The organism is Duganella caerulea (assembly GCF_040362985.1).
In the GTDB taxonomy this organism is placed as follows: Bacteria; Pseudomonadota; Gammaproteobacteria; order Burkholderiales; family Burkholderiaceae_D; genus Rugamonas; species Rugamonas vulcania.
Window position 1 is genome coordinate 117,273 of record NZ_BPWJ01000006.1, and the last position, 14,753, is coordinate 132,025.

General features: G+C 65.9%; 14 protein-coding genes and 1 pseudogene. 9 read left to right on the forward strand and 6 right to left on the reverse strand.

The window, feature by feature from the left end:
* Positions 1 to 393: 393 nt before the first annotated feature.
* Both ACUJB0_RS19290 and ACUJB0_RS19295 read left to right on the forward strand, forming a co-directional pair.
* Positions 394 to 1,011 (forward strand): annotated as a pseudogene (locus tag ACUJB0_RS19290) (YdeI/OmpD-associated family protein).
* A 99-nt stretch (positions 1,012 to 1,110) separates the two neighbouring features.
* Positions 1,111 to 1,485, forward strand: a complete 375-nt coding sequence (locus ACUJB0_RS19295; protein WP_152840246.1) for a YajD family HNH nuclease — start codon at positions 1,111 to 1,113, stop codon at positions 1,483 to 1,485.
* 286 nt (positions 1,486 to 1,771) lie between these two features.
* On the opposite strand, the gene ACUJB0_RS19300 is transcribed toward ACUJB0_RS19295, so the two are convergent.
* Both ACUJB0_RS19300 and ACUJB0_RS19305 read right to left on the reverse strand, forming a co-directional pair.
* Positions 1,772 to 2,194 carry a hypothetical protein gene (locus ACUJB0_RS19300; RefSeq protein ID WP_444846622.1) on the reverse strand — a complete coding sequence of 141 codons (423 nt, stop codon included), beginning with the start codon at positions 2,192 to 2,194 and terminating at the stop codon, positions 1,772 to 1,774.
* Positions 2,195 to 2,421: 227 nt separating this feature from the next.
* Positions 2,422 to 2,859, reverse strand: a complete 438-nt coding sequence (locus tag ACUJB0_RS19305; RefSeq protein WP_444846623.1) for a universal stress protein — start codon at positions 2,857 to 2,859, stop codon at positions 2,422 to 2,424.
* A 226-nt stretch (positions 2,860 to 3,085) separates the two neighbouring features.
* Here ACUJB0_RS19305 and ACUJB0_RS19310 point away from each other — a divergent pair, with 226 nt between their 5' ends.
* Together ACUJB0_RS19310 and ACUJB0_RS19315 are read left to right on the forward strand one after the other, a co-directional pair.
* Positions 3,086 to 3,493: a carboxypeptidase regulatory-like domain-containing protein gene (locus ACUJB0_RS19310; RefSeq protein WP_444846624.1), complete on the forward strand. Its 408-nt coding sequence runs from the start codon at positions 3,086 to 3,088 to the stop codon at positions 3,491 to 3,493.
* Positions 3,494 to 3,536: 43 nt separating this feature from the next.
* Positions 3,537 to 4,166 (forward strand): SagB/ThcOx family dehydrogenase, encoded by a 630-nt coding sequence (locus ACUJB0_RS19315; protein WP_444846625.1) that lies wholly within the window; start codon positions 3,537 to 3,539, stop codon positions 4,164 to 4,166.
* A 10-nt stretch (positions 4,167 to 4,176) separates the two neighbouring features.
* Here the strand turns inward: ACUJB0_RS19315 and ACUJB0_RS19320 are convergent, their stop codons facing one another.
* Positions 4,177 to 5,409 carry a putative glycoside hydrolase gene (locus ACUJB0_RS19320; protein WP_444846626.1) on the reverse strand — a complete coding sequence of 411 codons (1,233 nt, stop codon included), beginning with the start codon at positions 5,407 to 5,409 and terminating at the stop codon, positions 4,177 to 4,179.
* 254 nt (positions 5,410 to 5,663) lie between these two features.
* On the opposite strand from ACUJB0_RS19320, the gene ACUJB0_RS19325 reads away from it, so the two are divergent.
* On the forward strand, positions 5,664 to 6,113 hold the full coding sequence (locus tag ACUJB0_RS19325) for an Hsp20/alpha crystallin family protein (protein ID WP_175001376.1): 450 nt from the start codon (positions 5,664 to 5,666) through the stop codon (positions 6,111 to 6,113).
* Between the two features lie 38 nt (positions 6,114 to 6,151).
* Here the strand turns inward: ACUJB0_RS19325 and ACUJB0_RS19330 are convergent, their stop codons facing one another.
* From ACUJB0_RS19330 to ACUJB0_RS19340, 3 genes are read right to left on the reverse strand one after another with little or no spacing between them, the layout of a single operon-like run.
* A complete protein-coding gene (locus ACUJB0_RS19330; protein ID WP_444846627.1) occupies positions 6,152 to 7,390 on the reverse strand; it encodes an MgtC/SapB family protein in 1,239 nt (412 codons plus the stop codon).
* A 9-nt stretch (positions 7,391 to 7,399) separates the two neighbouring features.
* The gene (gene mgtA / locus ACUJB0_RS19335; protein WP_444846628.1) at positions 7,400 to 9,994 is read right to left on the reverse strand and encodes a magnesium-translocating P-type ATPase; all 2,595 of its coding nucleotides are present in this window, start codon (positions 9,992 to 9,994) and stop codon (positions 7,400 to 7,402) included.
* Positions 9,995 to 10,026: 32 nt separating this feature from the next.
* Positions 10,027 to 10,410, reverse strand: a complete 384-nt coding sequence (locus ACUJB0_RS19340) for a TraR/DksA family transcriptional regulator (protein ID WP_444846629.1) — start codon at positions 10,408 to 10,410, stop codon at positions 10,027 to 10,029.
* Positions 10,411 to 10,592: 182 nt separating this feature from the next.
* Here ACUJB0_RS19340 and ACUJB0_RS19345 point away from each other — a divergent pair, with 182 nt between their 5' ends.
* The 4 genes from ACUJB0_RS19345 to ACUJB0_RS19360 are packed head-to-tail and all read left to right on the forward strand — an operon-like array spanning position 10,593 to position 14,625.
* On the forward strand, positions 10,593 to 12,101 hold the full coding sequence (locus ACUJB0_RS19345) for a sensor histidine kinase (protein ID WP_444846630.1): 1,509 nt from the start codon (positions 10,593 to 10,595) through the stop codon (positions 12,099 to 12,101).
* A complete protein-coding gene (locus ACUJB0_RS19350; RefSeq protein WP_117010178.1) occupies positions 12,098 to 12,511 on the forward strand; it encodes a response regulator in 414 nt (137 codons plus the stop codon). Before ACUJB0_RS19345 ends, ACUJB0_RS19350 begins: the two co-directional genes overlap by 4 nt.
* Positions 12,508 to 13,983 (forward strand): response regulator, encoded by a 1,476-nt coding sequence (locus ACUJB0_RS19355; RefSeq protein ID WP_444846631.1) that lies wholly within the window; start codon positions 12,508 to 12,510, stop codon positions 13,981 to 13,983. The genes ACUJB0_RS19350 and ACUJB0_RS19355 overlap by 4 nt, the downstream gene beginning before the upstream one ends.
* A 3-nt stretch (positions 13,984 to 13,986) precedes the next feature.
* A complete protein-coding gene (locus tag ACUJB0_RS19360) occupies positions 13,987 to 14,625 on the forward strand; it encodes a response regulator (protein WP_161100144.1) in 639 nt (212 codons plus the stop codon).
* The last annotated feature ends 128 nt before the right edge of the window (positions 14,626 to 14,753 follow it).

Sequence of the window (14,753 nt, forward strand, 5' to 3'; positions counted from 1 at the left end):
TGTTAGTGAGTTTTCTCATGATGTACGGCCGTCCCCCTCGGCGTAAGTCAAGTGACCCCCGCAGCATATTTATCGGCCCCTTCGGTCATTGAGGAGCAAGATGGTAATGCGACAAGGCATAGCTCATGCCCTAAGAGAGGTTCCGAATCTTTTCACCGTCCGTACATGCCGGTTACACACGCATTCTGTCTCTGCTGCGGCATGCATGGTGGCCAGAACCACTTACCAAATTCGATAACATCACGTATGTTTGGCTCAACGGTTTCTGCTTAACTTATGCCGTTGCGTTTAGCGGTAAGAAGAGTTAGCTTTGCAGTGACAATTTGCTTTTTTTATATGGACAAGCTGCTATGCTTTCTACGGAAGCCTGACTAAAAAAGACGGAGTAATTCAATGGCAGCAGATGTTGAGATGATGCTGTTCCCATCCCAGGGAGCGTTTGCGCATTGGCTTGCAGCCCATCACGACAGCTCTGACGGGGTGTGGCTGCAGCACTCGAAAAAAGGGGCCCCGGTCCCCAGCGTAAGCTATCAAGAGGCCTTGGAAGTAGCACTGTGCTTCGGCTGGATTGACGGCCAGAAGCGTTCGCTCGACGCTCATCACTATTTGCAGCGCTGGACACCGCGTCGTGCACGCAGTCTATGGTCCAAGGTCAATCGCGAGAAAGTGCTCAGGTATATCGAGGAGGGCAAGATGCAGCCGAGCGGCTTGGCTGAAATCGAGTGAGCGAAAAAAGACGGTCGATGGGATGCCGCATACGAATCGGCCAGCATCGCGAGCGTGCCGCCCGAACTTCAAGCTGCCTTCGCTGACCACCCCGGCGCAGCCGAATTTTTCGCCACGCTCAATTCGCAAAACCGCTATGCAGTGTTGTTCAGGGTTCAGACAGCAATCAAGCCTGAGACCAGGCTCCGCAAGGCACAGGAATACGCAGCCATGCTGGCTCGGCAAGAGACGCTTACCCCGGTCATGGCGAAGAAGCGGAGCAAGGCTGACCAGGATGCGACATAAGCGAAAGAGGGCGATTCATCCCGATGACTTACGCAGGCGGCCAAGTGCGGATCGGCGGGAGACTCAACGAGTATCTAACAGCAAGTAAAGGAAATTTGTATGACCGTTGGGAAAAAACCGGACGCCGCGCGACTGGACAAAATTGTGGCCGACGCACGGCGCGCGGCCGACCAGCGCGAGCTGGGTTATCGCGAGCGTTCGCTGAAAATGTATCCGTGGGTGTGTGGGCGCTGCATGCGCGAATTCACGCATGCGAATGTGTCGCAACTTACAGTGCACCATCGTGACCACAATCACGACAACAATCCGCCTGATGGCAGCAACTGGGAATTGCTGTGCCTTTACTGCCACGATAACGAACACTCGCGTTATCTTGAGGCCGACCGGGGACTAAGCCTGAAATCGGCCGAGGTCGCGCCGGCAACGCATAATCCGTTTGCCTCATTAGCCGGTTTGATGAAAAAGAAAGAATAAATAGGTTGTTGCTCCTGACTAGCGAAAAAATGAATCGTAATTTGGGCGGCTGACGGCCAGGAGCCACCAATTCGGCGCAGTGTGCGGGCGAACTCTCGCGAAAGCCGCGACTGCCAACAATGCTGGTATTGATGGGATACGTGCCATCTTGGCCGGATGTTCGCGAATGCGCGCTGCAGCGAGGATAGAAAGCGGGCGCAGCAGCGCTGGATCGATGGCAATAAATGCAATAGATCGTAGCGCGTGTATCTATTCCATGTCATTGAATATTCGGAGACGTGCGCCGTTACCCAATTCGCCCACTCAACGCCGTCACCATCATCGGTGGCAAGGCGCCGATGAACAGCGCCAAGGACAAGGCGCACGTTTGCAATAGCGCGGTCGCCAGTCCCCATTTCCACGGGATATTGCGGATATTGTGTAGCGCTAGCGCGGCAGCGACCACCGCCAGCATAGCAAGTGCCAGCCATCCCAGTGGCAGCGTGTCGAATGAGCGGTTAGGGCGTGTGTAGGCGAGGAACAAAACACCGGGCGCCACCAGCAAAATCACCAAGCTTATATTGCTCCAGCGGTTGGCCAGACTGAAGCCAAAGCGCCGTTGCAGGTAGTGATCCACGCGGTTTCCGGCTGTCATGATCGCTAGCATCAGCAGCAGTAGCGCCGCTTGCCAGTGGATAAGAATAAACGTAAGTAGTTGATCGAAGTTCATGGTTGCCCCTCGGTTGTACCAGGTTGGGTCGCTTGGCCGGCGACAGCACGGCATACGTAGCGTAGGGGGAGGACGAATGAGCTTGCTTGCGTTATCTCAGCCGGAACGAACTTCGACAGTGACGTCCAATCCGGGCGGGACGCATTGGCCGACCGCGTCGGCCGTTGGGGGCATCGCGTTCCGCGTGGCGTTCAGACGCCGTGTCGGGCTGGAGCCGGCGCGCAATGTCAGCGATACACCAGCACCGGCACCGTCGCATGGGCCAACACCCGCTGCGTCTGGCTGCCGAGCAGCAGGCGCTGCAGGCCGCCATGTCCGTGCGTGGCCATGAAAATCAAATCGCAGTTGTAGTCCTGCGCCGTGCGTACGATCTCGTCGGACGGACTGAGCGAGGTGGCGACGTGGGTGGTGCATGGCACGCCCGCGCGGGCCGCCTCGGCGCCGATTTCCTGCACGCACTTGTGCGCTGCGGCCTGCATGGCGTCGGCAAACACCTGGACGTCCATCACGGCGCCGAACTCGACATACGGAGAGTAGGGATACGGTTCGGCGACCGACATGGCAACCAGGCTCGCGCCAAGCTTGCGCGCCAGTTCAATGGCGGCCGTGGCCGCTGCTTTCGACAAGGCGGAGCCGTCGCTGGGAAGTAGGATGGTCTGGTACATAAATGCTTTCTGCCGCTAAGGCTGATGGTTCGGGCCGCCGTCGGCGGGATACCGTGATCATCGCGCCGCTCGCCAGTACAAGTCCTTGACGTGGATCAAAATGTTCCGGCCTGGGCCGCGACGCCGCGTCTGAATAATTCACGGGTTTTTTGATTTGGGTCAGGCGGCCCTGGTGCTTTTCTGCGCGGCTCCTATTACTGTGAGGATTCTTCACGGAGGAACTGCCATGTACGCATTGAGAAGCGGGGTGTTGATCCTGGCGCTGGCCGCGCAAGGCGGTGCGCTGGCGGCCGAGCTGGCGCCGCGGACGCAGAACGGCATCGCCTATCTGAGCGGCGGCGTCGGCGAGGACGAGCGGCAAGCCATGCAGGCGGCCCGCGCCGACTATCCGGTGCGGCTGACCTTTGCCACCAAGGGCAGCGGCGAATTCCGGGCCGACGTCTCGGTCACCATAGTTGATCGCGCCGGTGCGGTGGCGGCGACTTTCATGTCGCCCGGCCCTTTGTGCTACATCAAGCTGGCGCCGGGCAGTTATCGCATTGTCGCCAGCCTGCGCGGCAAGGAATTGACACAGGCGCTCACCGTGCAGCCGCTGGCCGCGCGTGAACTGTATTTTTACTGGGACCCGGAATGAGCCACGCCGGACCGGGCGCAATGAATCACCTGAATGGACCACCATGACCACACCCCACACCCCGCTAACCCCATTGCAATTGATCGCTCCCGAAGCGCTGGCGCTCGACGCCGAGTTCGCGCCGCTGAGCATGGCCTTGTTCAAGGTGCTGCTGCGGCGCCAGTCCAGCCGCGAGTTCAGCCCCGGCGAGCTGCCGCTGTACGCGTTGTCGCGCCTGCTGTGGGCCGCGTTCGGCATCAACCGGCCGCAGCTGGGCCTGCGCACGGCGCCGTCGGCCAGCAACGGACAGGAGATCGACATCTACGTGGCGATGCACGCCGGGCTGTATCGCTTCGATGCGCAGCAGCTGGCCTTGCTGCCGGTGCTGGCCGAGGACATCCGCGCCGCCACCGGCTGCCAGGATTTCGTCGCCACCGCTCCGATCAACCTGATCTACGTGGCCAGCCTGAAGGACGACAGCACGCGGCCGGAGACTGAGCAGAAGTTCTACGCCGCGCTGGACACCGGCTTCATCAGCCAGAACGTCTATTTGTTCTGCGCCGCCGAAGGCCTGGCCACGGTGGTGCGCGGCTGGGTCGACCGGCCGGCGCTGGCCGAGGTCATGGGGCTGGCGCCGCACCAGCATGTGATCGCGGCGCAATCGGTCGGCTATCCGGCGTCGCCGCAGGGGTGACGCGCGCGGCTCATTCGTGCAGGCCGCCATCCGAGTAGCGGTTGCGCGGATTCCACAGCATCCAGCCGTTGGACTGGGCCGCTTCGGCGGCGTCGATCTGCGCCTGCACCTCGGCCGCGCCGAACGGACGGTGGTCGAAGGCGTAGTCGGTGAAGTCCTGCAGCCACGGCCGGAAGCGGGCGCCGCCCAGTCCGGTGCGCTGCTTGGCGCGCTGCAAGGACTGGTACACGATCTCGTACGGATGGGCCACCGCGTTGCGGTAGTTCGGAATGCCCCATTTGAAGCCGGACGGATACAGCATCGGGCAGATGTAGTCGAGCGGCTGGACCAGGCGTTCCAGTTGCTGGCCGATCGCCGTGTCGTCGGTATTCCACAGCACGTAACCGAAGATGTCGGCGGCCACGAAGACGTTGTAGGGCGCCAGCCGCTGCCGCGCCGCGCCCAGGAAGCCGCTGATGGCGTCGACCCGGCTGGCCTGCGTGCTGGGCTGCGCGTACTGCGCGCCGGGCGCGTCCGGGAAGCGCACATAGTCGAACTGGATCTCGTCGAAGCCCTGCCGCGCCGCCTCCTCGGCGATGTCGAGGTTGTATTGCCACACCTCGTGCCGCATCGGGTCGACCCATGGCAGGTTTTCGCCATCGCGCCAGACCTGGCCCTGGCTGTTTTTCAGCGCCAGGTCGGGCTGTGAGGTGGCCAGCGGCTCGTCCTTGAACACCACGATCCTGGCGATCAGATAGATGTTTTTCTGGTGCAGCTGCGCGATCAGCGCCGGCATGTCGCGGACGGTGCGCACCTTCTGCGCGCCGATGCGCTCGGCGAGCGCGATGGAGCTGGCGTAGGGGATCATGCCGCGGTCGCTCTTGACGTCGATCACCAGAGCGTTCAGCTCGGTCTGTTCGACCAGCCGCAGCGCGGCCTCGCGCAGCGCGTCGCTGCCGATGCCGTAGGCCGACAGGTACACGGCCTTGGGCTGGAAGGGCGCGAGCGCCAGCCGCAGCGGGGCGTCGCCGTCGGCGTGCACGACCTGGCGCCGCGTGTAGCCCGGCGCGCGGACGGCCACCTCCGGCCCAGGTCCGGGCAGGTGAAATTTTCCGGCCGCGTCCGTCAGCGTGCTGGCGCCGCCGGAGGTGACGATGGCGCCGGCGATCGCGCTCTGGTCGGCCTGGCTGTAGACGAAGCCGTCGATCGCGTGGGCGGCTGGAAGCGCGAGCGTCAGTGCCGCCGCGAGTACAAGTTGGCGCATGGGGACTATCCTTGGCTGGTGGTTCGCATTGCTGTGGGCCACTGTAGCGGTGGACGTTGTGACGGCACAGGTCGCCGCTTGATCCAGGTCAAAAGACCGGCGAATTTGCGGCACCTTTGACTTGAATCAAAATGCCGTGGTGACAGCGCCAGCCTCGATTGCTACAGTAATTCGGTAGCTCGATGGTAATGGCGTGTTCGCCGGCGCGCCATCGGTCAACCCCCACCGGCGTTCACTGATACAAGGAGCATGACATGGCTAACAATCTGATGCAGTTCGACCCCTTTGGCGACCTGGCGCGGCTGGAACCGTTGCGCGGCGTCGAAGACTTTTTCCGTGACTTCCGCCTCAAAAACATGCTGCGCGATTTCGACGCCAAGCCGTTGATCAAGCTCGACGTGGCCGAGACCGAGCAAGCCTACAGCGTCAAGGCCGAGCTGCCCGGCATGAAGAAGGAAGACATCAAGGTCGATGTCGAAGGCAACCGCGTCACGATCTCTGCCGAGACCAAGCGCGAGAGCGAACAGAAGGAAGGCAAGACCGTGGTGCGCAGCGAGCGCTACGTCGGCCAGCTGTACCGCAGCTTCACGCTGGAGAAGGAAGTCGACGACGGCAAGGCCGAAGCCAAATACCAGGATGGCGTGCTGGAGCTGACATTGCCGAAGAAACCCAACAACGGCGCCAAGAAACTGGTGATCAGCTGACACGCGGCGAGCGCGGCCCGGCGCATGCCGGGCGTGCCTCACCAGCTGGTCAGCAGCGACGGCAGGCTGGCCGCCAGCAGTATCGCCACCAATCCCCACCCAACCCGCCGCAGGAACAAGCGGCCACCCCCGGCGGCGGCCGCAGCCAGTTTGCTTGACGTGTTGGCCGCCAGCGCCGCCAGCAGGATATGGCGCGCCGCCGCCGGCGTCAGCACGCCGCTGTCGGCCAGCGACAGGATCGAACTGGCGGCCGCGTGCACATCCACCAGTCCGACCAGCAAAGCCCCCAGCGTGGCCGCCGCCGTGCCCAGATAGGCGTTGGCGTAGGCCATCAGCGCGGTGGCGCCGCTCAGGATCAGCGCGAACAGCACCGCCTGCCGGATGCTGAACACCCGGCCGCCGCGCGCGGGCGGACGCACCGGCGTGGACGCCGCGCGCAGCAGCGCGGCCGACACCAGCGCGGTCGCGAGCAAGGCGCAGGCCAGCGTCGGCGCCAGCGACAGCAACTGTCCCGGCGCGATGGTCAGCACCACCACGAACAGCAGCAGATACGTGGCCACGTTCGACAGCAGCGCGGCCGCCGCGCACGCGCCCAGCAGCGACGGGTCGTGGCGGTAGCGCCGCCCCATGTCGGCGGTGGCGGCGACGCTGGAGACAAAGCCCGAGGCCAGCCCCGTCAACGCCAGGCCCATGCGCGGACCGGCCATGCGCATGGCGACATGGGCGACCGCCTGCAGCGCCATCAGCACCACCACCAGCCCCCACATGCGGCGCGGATTGACGCCCAGCAGCCAGCTGTTGGCCGCGTCCGGCAGCAGCGGCCAGATCACCAGCGCGGCGCCGGCCAGGATCAGGCCGTCGCGCAGCTCTCCGCTCTTGAGCGTGACGCGGATGAAGTGGTGCAGCGGCGCGCGCAGGTTGAGCATGGATGCCACCAGCACCGCCAGGCCGGCCGACAGCTGCGGATGGCCGACCGCGTTCACGCCCAGCAGGAAGCTGACGAACAAGGCCAGCTGCGTCACCATGCCGGACTCCTGGGCGCTGGCGCGGTAGTAGCCGATCACGTTGAGCGCCACCACCATCAGCGCCGCCATCAGCGTCAGCGCGGGATCGATGGTCTGGGCCAGCGCGCCGCACAGCGCCACCAGCGCGAAGCTGCGCACGCCGGCCAGCGTGTGCGTGGAGGGGGCGCCCTTGCGCCGCTCGCGCTCGATGCCGATCAGCATGCCGCTGCCGAGGGCGGCGCCCAGCCCGATCAAATTGGCGCTGATGCTCATGGGCGCTCCCTACAGTTGGCCATAGCGGTGCGCCAGCCAGCTCTTGAGCAGCTGGGCCGACACCAGGTAGGCGCCGACGATGGCCGACAGCGCCAGCCAGTAGCCGGCGGGCGGGGTGACGAAGCCGAGCGCGCCGCCAAAGGACGACACCGGCAACCACAGGCCCAGCACGCAGACCGCCAGCGTGGTGGTCAGCAGCGCCGTGCTGGGCTTGCTTTGCACGAAAGGCACCTTGCCGGTGCGCAGGACGTGCACCACCAGCGTCTGCGTCAGCAGCGATTCGAGGAACCAGCCGGACTGGAACAGCGCCGGCTGATGGGCCGCGTCAAACAGATACCACAGCACGCCGAAGGTCAGGTAGTCGAACAGCGAGCTGAGCGGGCCCAGGTACAGCATGTTGCGCCAGATATTGCCGATGTCCCAGCGGCGCGGCCGGCGCAGGTAGCCGGGATCGACGCGGTCGCTGGCCAGCGCGGTCTGCGAGACGTCGTACAGCAGGTTGTTGAGCAGGATCTGCACCGGCGCCATCGGCAGGAAGGGCAGCAGCACGCTGGCTCCCAGCACGCTGAGCATGTTGCCGAAGTTGGAGCTGGCGCTCATGCGCAGGTATTTGCTGATGTTGCCGAACACCTTGCGGCCCTCGACCACGCCGTCCTTCAAGGCCATCAGGCTCTTCTGCAGCAGGATGATGTCGGCCGATTCCTTGGCGATGTCGACCGCGCTATCGACCGAGATGCCGACGTCGGCCGCCTTCAGCGCGGCGCCGTCGTTGATGCCGTCGCCCAGGTAGCCGACCACGTGGCCGCGGCTTTGCAGCGCGCGGATCACCCGCGCCTTCTGCTGCGGCGCCAGCTTGGCGAACACCGACACTTCTTCAGCGCGCAGCGCCAGCGCGTCGTCGTCGAGCGCGTCGATGTCGCTGCCCAGCATGACTTGCTGCACCGGCAGCCCGACATGGCGGCACACGCTGCGCGTGACGGTGGCGTTGTCGCCGGTCAGCACCTTGACCGCCACGCCGTAATGGCTGAGCGCGCGCAGGGCCTCGGCCGCGCTGTCCTTGGGCGGGTCGAGGAAGGCGATGTAGCCCACCAGCAGCAGGTCGGCCTCGGCGCTGTTGTCGATCACCGTATCGCCGGCGGCCAGCTCGCGGCAGGCCACGGCGATCACGCGGAAGCCGTCCTCGTTGAGCTCGTTCACCACGCGGTCCAGCGCCACGCCGTGATGGTCCTGCAGCGAGATCACGCCGGCGCCGGTCTCGGCCCGGGTGCAGACGCTGAGCACTTCCTCCACCGCGCCCTTGCAGATCAGCACGCGCGTACCGTCGCTGCGCTCGACCACCACCGACATGCGGCGCCGCTGGAAGTCGAACGGCAGCTCGTCGATCTTGTGGAAGGCGTGGTCGGCGTCCAGGTGCTCGTGCACGTCCACGTAGTTGAGCACGGCGACGTCCAGCAGGTTCTTCAGGCCGGTCTGGTAGTAGCTGTTCAGGTAGGCGTACTCGGTCACGCGGGCCGAGTCCTTGCCCTCGATGTCGACATGGCGCTCCATGATCACGCGGTCCTGCGTCAGCGTGCCGGTCTTGTCGGTGCACAGCACGTCCATCGCGCCGAAGTTCTGGATCGCGTTGAGCCGCTTGACGATCACCTGCTTGCCCGACATCGCCAGCGCGCCCTTGGCCAGGTTGATGGTCACGATCATCGGCAGCATCTCCGGCGCCAGGCCGACCGCCACCGCCACGCCGAACAGCAGCGCCTGCAGCCAGTCGCCCTTGCTCAAGCCGTTGAGCAGGAACACCAGCGGCATCATCACGCACATCACCCGTATCATCAGCCACACGAACTGGTTGACGCCGCGGTCAAAGCTGGTCAGGGCGCGCGCGCCGGCCAGGTCGGTGGCGATCTGGCCGAAGCAGGTGCGCGCGCCGGTGGCCACCACCAGCGCGCTGGCGGTGCCGCTGACCACGGTGCTGCCCATGAAGGCGATGTTGCCCAGCTCCAGCGCGGGCAGGCCGGCGGCGGCCAGCGCCTGGCCGTGCTTCTCGACCGGCAGCGCCTCGCCGGTCAGCGCGGACTGGCTGATGAACAGGTCGCGGCTGGAGAGGATGCGCAGGTCGGCCGGCACCAGCGCGCCGGCCGACAGCCGCACGATGTCGCCCGGCACCAGCGCGGCCAGCGGCAGGTCGCCGGCCTGCCCATCGCGCAGCACGCTGGCGGTGGTGGCCACCATCGAGCGCAGGCGTTCGGCCGCCAGGTCGGAGCGGTGCTCCTGCACAAACGCCAGCAGCGACGACAGCACCACCATGACCGCGATCACGATGGCGCCCCAGGCTTGGCCGGTCAGGTAGTTCACCAGCGCCAGGGCCAGCAGCAACAGCGACAGCGGGCTGGCCAGCAAGGTCAGGAAGCGCAGCCAGGCGTTGCCGTGGGCCTGGTGGACCACCGCGTTGGGCCCGGTTTGCTGCAGGCGGGTGCGCGCCTCCTGTTCGGTCAGCCCGCCGGCGCGGCTGTCCAGCAGGCGCAGCGCGGCGTCGGGATCGGCTGCGGCGTAGTTCTGCAGCAGGGCTTGTTGCTGGGCGTTGGCGGTGCTGGGCGGATTGGCGGACATGTCGGTGGTCGGGCTCCGGTAAGGGGATAGGGTCAGCCGCGTGGGCCGCGATGCGGGCGCCGCTCGTGCGCCTGCTGGCAGGGCAGGCACATGTGCGCGGTCGGCTGCACCCGCAGGCGCTCGTGGGGAATGGCGGTGCCGCAGCGTTGGCAGCGGCCGTAGCTGCCGTCCGCCAGCCGCGCGCAGGCGCTGTCCAGGCTGCGCAGGGTGGCCAGGTCCTCGGCCAGACGCACCGGGTCGCAGCCCGGCAGTTGCCTGGCCACGGCCGGATCGTCCGGCGATATTGTGCCGTCGAGCAACTGCGCCGTCAGCGGCAACGGCCCCAGGCGCAGGCGCAGCTGGCTGGCCAGTTCGGCGCGGTGGCGGTGCAGGCGGGCGGCGAGCGCTTCCAGTTCAGGGAGGGAGGACGGGTTCATGGCATCACTGTAGGGCCGCGCCGCCGCGCCGTCTGTAGCGCCCGTTGATCCAGATCAAAATGCCCGGGAATACTATCGGTCCGGCTTCTTGCCGATAAGGCACTTTTTTTTGTATTTCGGGCGATTCAAACGTATCATCGAGGTTTGGGTGCCGGATCGGCATCGTTATTCGGGATGCACCTTTGAAAAATCTGGGAATTGAGGGCTTGAGTCTGGAGTGGCTGGTGGCCTCGGCCACCGACGCCATGCTGATCGTCGACCAGAATGGCAAGATCGTGCTGGCCAATCCGGCGCTGGAAAAGCTGTTCGGCTACGGGCCGGACCAGATGCTGGGGCTGACGCTGGAGGCGCTGGTGCCGTCGCGCTTCCACGCCGCCCACGTCGGCCAGCGCGACGACTTCTTCGACCAGCCGCGTTCGCGCGCCATGGGCGCCGGCGCCGAGCTGTACGGACTGCACCACGACGGCTACGAGTTCGGCGTCGAGGTCAGCCTGTCGCCGCTGCGCACCTCGCAGGGGCAGCAGATGGTGCTGGCCACGGTGCGCGACATCACCGAACGCAAGCTGGCCGAGCAGGCGCTGCAGGAAAGCGAGGCGCGCATGCGCGCCATCTTCGAGACCGCGGTGGACGCCATCATCACCATCGACGAGCGTGGCGTGCTGGAGCGCCTGAACCCGGCCGCCGAACGCATGTTCGGCTACGCCGAGGCCGAGGTGGCGGGCCGCAACGTCTCGATGCTGATGCCGCAGCCGCACCGCGCCCAGCACGACGGCTACCTGGCGCATTACCGCGAGACCGGCGAGAAGCGCATCATCGGCAAGGGCCGCGAGGTCGAGGGCCTGCGCAAGGACGGCAGCGTGTTCCCGATGGAGCTGTCGGTGGTCGAGATGCAGATCGGCGCGCGCCGCATGTTCACCGGCATGGTGCGCGACATTTCCGAGCGCAAGGCGGCCGAGGACCGCAACCGCCGCCTGATGCAGGAAATCAGCAGCGCCAACGAGGAGCTGACCAACTTCGCCTACGTGGTGTCGCACGACCTCAAGGCGCCGCTGCGCGGCATCGGCTCGCTGGCCGACTGGCTGGCCACCGACTACGCCGAGCAGTTCAACGACGAGGGCAAGGAGCACATGCGCCTGCTGATCAACCGGGTGCACCGGATGAGCAGCCTGATCGACGGCATCCTGCAATACTCGCGCGTGGGCCGGGTGCGCGAGGCGCAATTGCCGGTCGACCTGAACCGCCTGCTGGCGGACGTGGTGGACCTGCTGGCGCCGCCGGCCAACTTCCGCGTGACGGTGGCGCCGGCGCTGCCGACCGTGCTGATCGAGCCGACCCGCATCCAGCAGGTGTTCCACAACCTCATCTCCAACGCCATCAAGTACATGGACAAGCCGGACGGCGAGATCGAGATCGCCTGCGCAGACGACGGCAGCCACTGGCGCTTCAGCGTGCGCGACAACGGCCCCGGCATCGAGACGCGCCATTTCGAGCGCATCTTCCAGCTGTTCCAGACGCTGGCCTCGCGCGACCGCGTCGAGAGCACCGGCGTCGGCCTGGCGCTGGCCAAGAAAATCGTCGAAATGTACCATGGCCGCATCTGGCTCGAATCGCAAATGGGACAGGGCAGCACCTTCTGGTTCACGCTGCCCAAGTCCGGCGCCCCCTTACCCAGAACAGGATCCATCCAATGAAAGTACTGAACAAGCCCATCCTGCTGGTCGAAGACGACCACGTCGACATCATGACCATCAAGCGCGCGCTGAAGGAAATCCATGTCGGCAACGAGGTGGTCAGCATGGAACACGGCGAGGCGGGCCTGGCCTACCTGCGCGACCCGGCCAACGAGCGGCCGTGCATCATCCTGCTCGACCTGAACATGCCGATCATGAACGGCATCGAATTCCTGCAGCAGATCAAGCTTGACGCCTCGCTGCGCCGCATTCCGGTGGTCGTGCTGACCACCTCCGAGGAACAACAGGACAAGGTGCACAGCTTCGACCTGGGCGTGGCCGGCTACATGGCCAAGCCGGTCGACTACCGCCGCTTCGTCGAGATGATGCGCTCGATCGACCTGTACTGGACCATCAGCGAGATGCCGTGAACGCCCCGTTGCGCGTGCTGATCGTGGAGGACGACGCGGTCGACCGCATGGCGTGCCGGCGCGCCTTCGCCGCCGCGGCCGACGCGCCGTTCGAACTGCTGGAGGCCGACAGCGGCGAGCAGGGCCTGGACCTGGCGCGCAGCCAGCGGCCCGACTGCATCCTGCTCGACTACCATCTGCCCGACCTGACCGGGCTGGAGTTCCTGGCCCACCTGAACGGCGACGCCGCCGCGCAGGCCATTCCGGTGATGATGCTGACCGGCGCCGACAGCGCGGCCGTGGCGGCCGAGGCCATGCGGCGCGGCGCGCGCGACTACCTGGTCAAGGATGTCGACGGCTACTACCTGGAGTTCCTGCCGGGCGCGATCCACCGCATGCTGCGCGAGCAGAGCCTGCTGGACGACAAGCGCCAGGCCGAGGCCCGCTTCCGCACGCTGATCGAGCAGATGCAGGCGATCAGCTACATCGCCGAGCTGGGCGAGGAGGGCGCGCTGCGCTACATCAGCCCGCAGATCGGCCTGCTGGGTTTCAGCCCGGCCGAATGGCTGGCCGATCCGGCGCTGCACGGCCAGCGCATGGACCCGGACCGGCGCGAGGCCATCCTGGCGGCGATGCGCCGCAGCCGCCGCGACGGCAGCCCGCTGCACCTGGAATACCGGCTGCACGCGCGCGACGGCCGCACGCTGTGGTTCCGCGACCAGGCCGAGCTGGTGCGCGACGAGCAGGACCAGCCGCTGTTCATGCAAGGCATCATGATCGACATCACCCAGACCAAGCTGGCCGAGCAGGCGCTGCTGGCTTCGCAGCAGGCGCTGCGCAGCCTGTCGGCGCACCAGGAGCAGATCAAGGAACACGAGCGCAAGCGCATCGCCCAGGAGATCCACGACGAGCTGGGCGGCCTGCTGACCGGCATCAAGGCCTACGTCGCGGTCAGCATCGAGCGCGCGGCGGCGGCCGGTTCGCCGGCCGAGCCGCTGCTGGCCGAGGTGGCCGGGCTGGCGCAGGACGCGATCGACACCGTGCGCCGCGTGATCACCGACCTGCGCCCGAGCGTGCTGGACCAGCTGGGCGTGTGGGCCGCGCTGGAGTGGTACGCCGAGCAGGTGGAACGCCGCTCGGGCCTGCATTGCCAGTGCACGGTGGCGCCGGCCGCGGCCGCGCTGGAGCTGGGCGCCGAGCGCAGCACGATGCTGTTCCGCATCGCGCAGGAGGGGTTGACCAACGTGGTGCGGCACGCCGAGGCCAGCAACGCCACCTTGCAGGTCGACTACGCCGACGGCGTGCTGGAGCTGCGCATCAGCGACGACGGCCAGGGCATCGAGGCCGAGCGCCTGCTCAACCGCGAATCCTGGGGCATCCTCGGCATGCACGAACGCTGCCGTCACTTCGACGGCGAACTGAAAATCACCGGCAAGCCGGGCGAGGGCACGACCCTTCTGCTGCGCTTGCCATTGCACGATCAAGACGAGTAAAACATGAGTAACCATCCCATCCGCGTGCTGCTGGTCGACGATCACGCGATCGCCCGCAACGGCGTGCGCCTGATGCTGAGCACGGCCGACGACATCCGCGTCGACGGCGAGGCGTGCAACGCGCAGGAGGCGCTGCAACTGGTCATGGCCCAGGAATTCGACGTGGCGCTGCTCGACATCACCATGCCCGGCAAGAACGGCCTGGAACTGCTCAAGCAGCTGCGCAGCGAGCGGCCCAAGCTGGCCGTGCTGATGCTGAGCACGTATTCGGAAGACATCTACGCGGTGCGCGCGCTCAAGCTGGGCGCGGCCGGCTACCTGATCAAGGATGCGCCGACCACCACGCTGGTGGCGGCGGTGCGCAAGGCCGCCTCGGGCGGCAAGCACGTCAGCCCGGCGCTGCTGGAGAAGCTGGCCAGCCTGATCGGCGGCGGCGGCGACGCCGGCCACGAGGCGCTGTCCAACCGCGAGCTGGAAGTGTTCAAGCTGATCGCGGCCGGCGAATCGCTGGTGCGCATCGGCGAAACCCTGCACCTGAGCCCCAACACCGTGACCACCTACCGCTCCCGCATCCTGGAGAAAATGGGCCTGGAAAGTAATGCCGAATTGACACGTTATGCCCTTGAACACGGCATTATCTAGCGCTGTAGGGGATCCCCTACAAGATTCTGTCGGCCGGCCACTACACGACAGGACAGCGAAGCCCGATTAGCGCCGGGCCGTCCATCGCCGATACTGTGTCCATGCCGTAGCATCATTGCGATGTGCAG

Coding starts and splice junctions, on each gene's coding strand:
- ACUJB0_RS19295 (WP_152840246.1), top strand. CDS start 1,111: ATGACCGTTGGGAAAAAACCGGACGCCGCGCGACTGGACAAAATTGTG.
- ACUJB0_RS19300 (WP_444846622.1), bottom strand. CDS start 2,194: ATGAACTTCGATCAACTACTTACGTTTATTCTTATCCACTGGCAAGCG.
- ACUJB0_RS19305 (WP_444846623.1), bottom strand. CDS start 2,859: ATGTACCAGACCATCCTACTTCCCAGCGACGGCTCCGCCTTGTCGAAA.
- ACUJB0_RS19310 (WP_444846624.1), top strand. CDS start 3,086: ATGTACGCATTGAGAAGCGGGGTGTTGATCCTGGCGCTGGCCGCGCAA.
- ACUJB0_RS19315 (WP_444846625.1), top strand. CDS start 3,537: ATGACCACACCCCACACCCCGCTAACCCCATTGCAATTGATCGCTCCC.
- ACUJB0_RS19320 (WP_444846626.1), bottom strand. CDS start 5,409: ATGCGCCAACTTGTACTCGCGGCGGCACTGACGCTCGCGCTTCCAGCC.
- ACUJB0_RS19325 (WP_175001376.1), top strand. CDS start 5,664: ATGGCTAACAATCTGATGCAGTTCGACCCCTTTGGCGACCTGGCGCGG.
- ACUJB0_RS19330 (WP_444846627.1), bottom strand. CDS start 7,390: ATGAGCATCAGCGCCAATTTGATCGGGCTGGGCGCCGCCCTCGGCAGC.
- mgtA (WP_444846628.1), bottom strand. CDS start 9,994: ATGTCCGCCAATCCGCCCAGCACCGCCAACGCCCAGCAACAAGCCCTG.
- ACUJB0_RS19340 (WP_444846629.1), bottom strand. CDS start 10,410: ATGAACCCGTCCTCCCTCCCTGAACTGGAAGCGCTCGCCGCCCGCCTG.
- ACUJB0_RS19350 (WP_117010178.1), top strand. CDS start 12,098: ATGAAAGTACTGAACAAGCCCATCCTGCTGGTCGAAGACGACCACGTC.
- ACUJB0_RS19360 (WP_161100144.1), top strand. CDS start 13,987: ATGAGTAACCATCCCATCCGCGTGCTGCTGGTCGACGATCACGCGATC.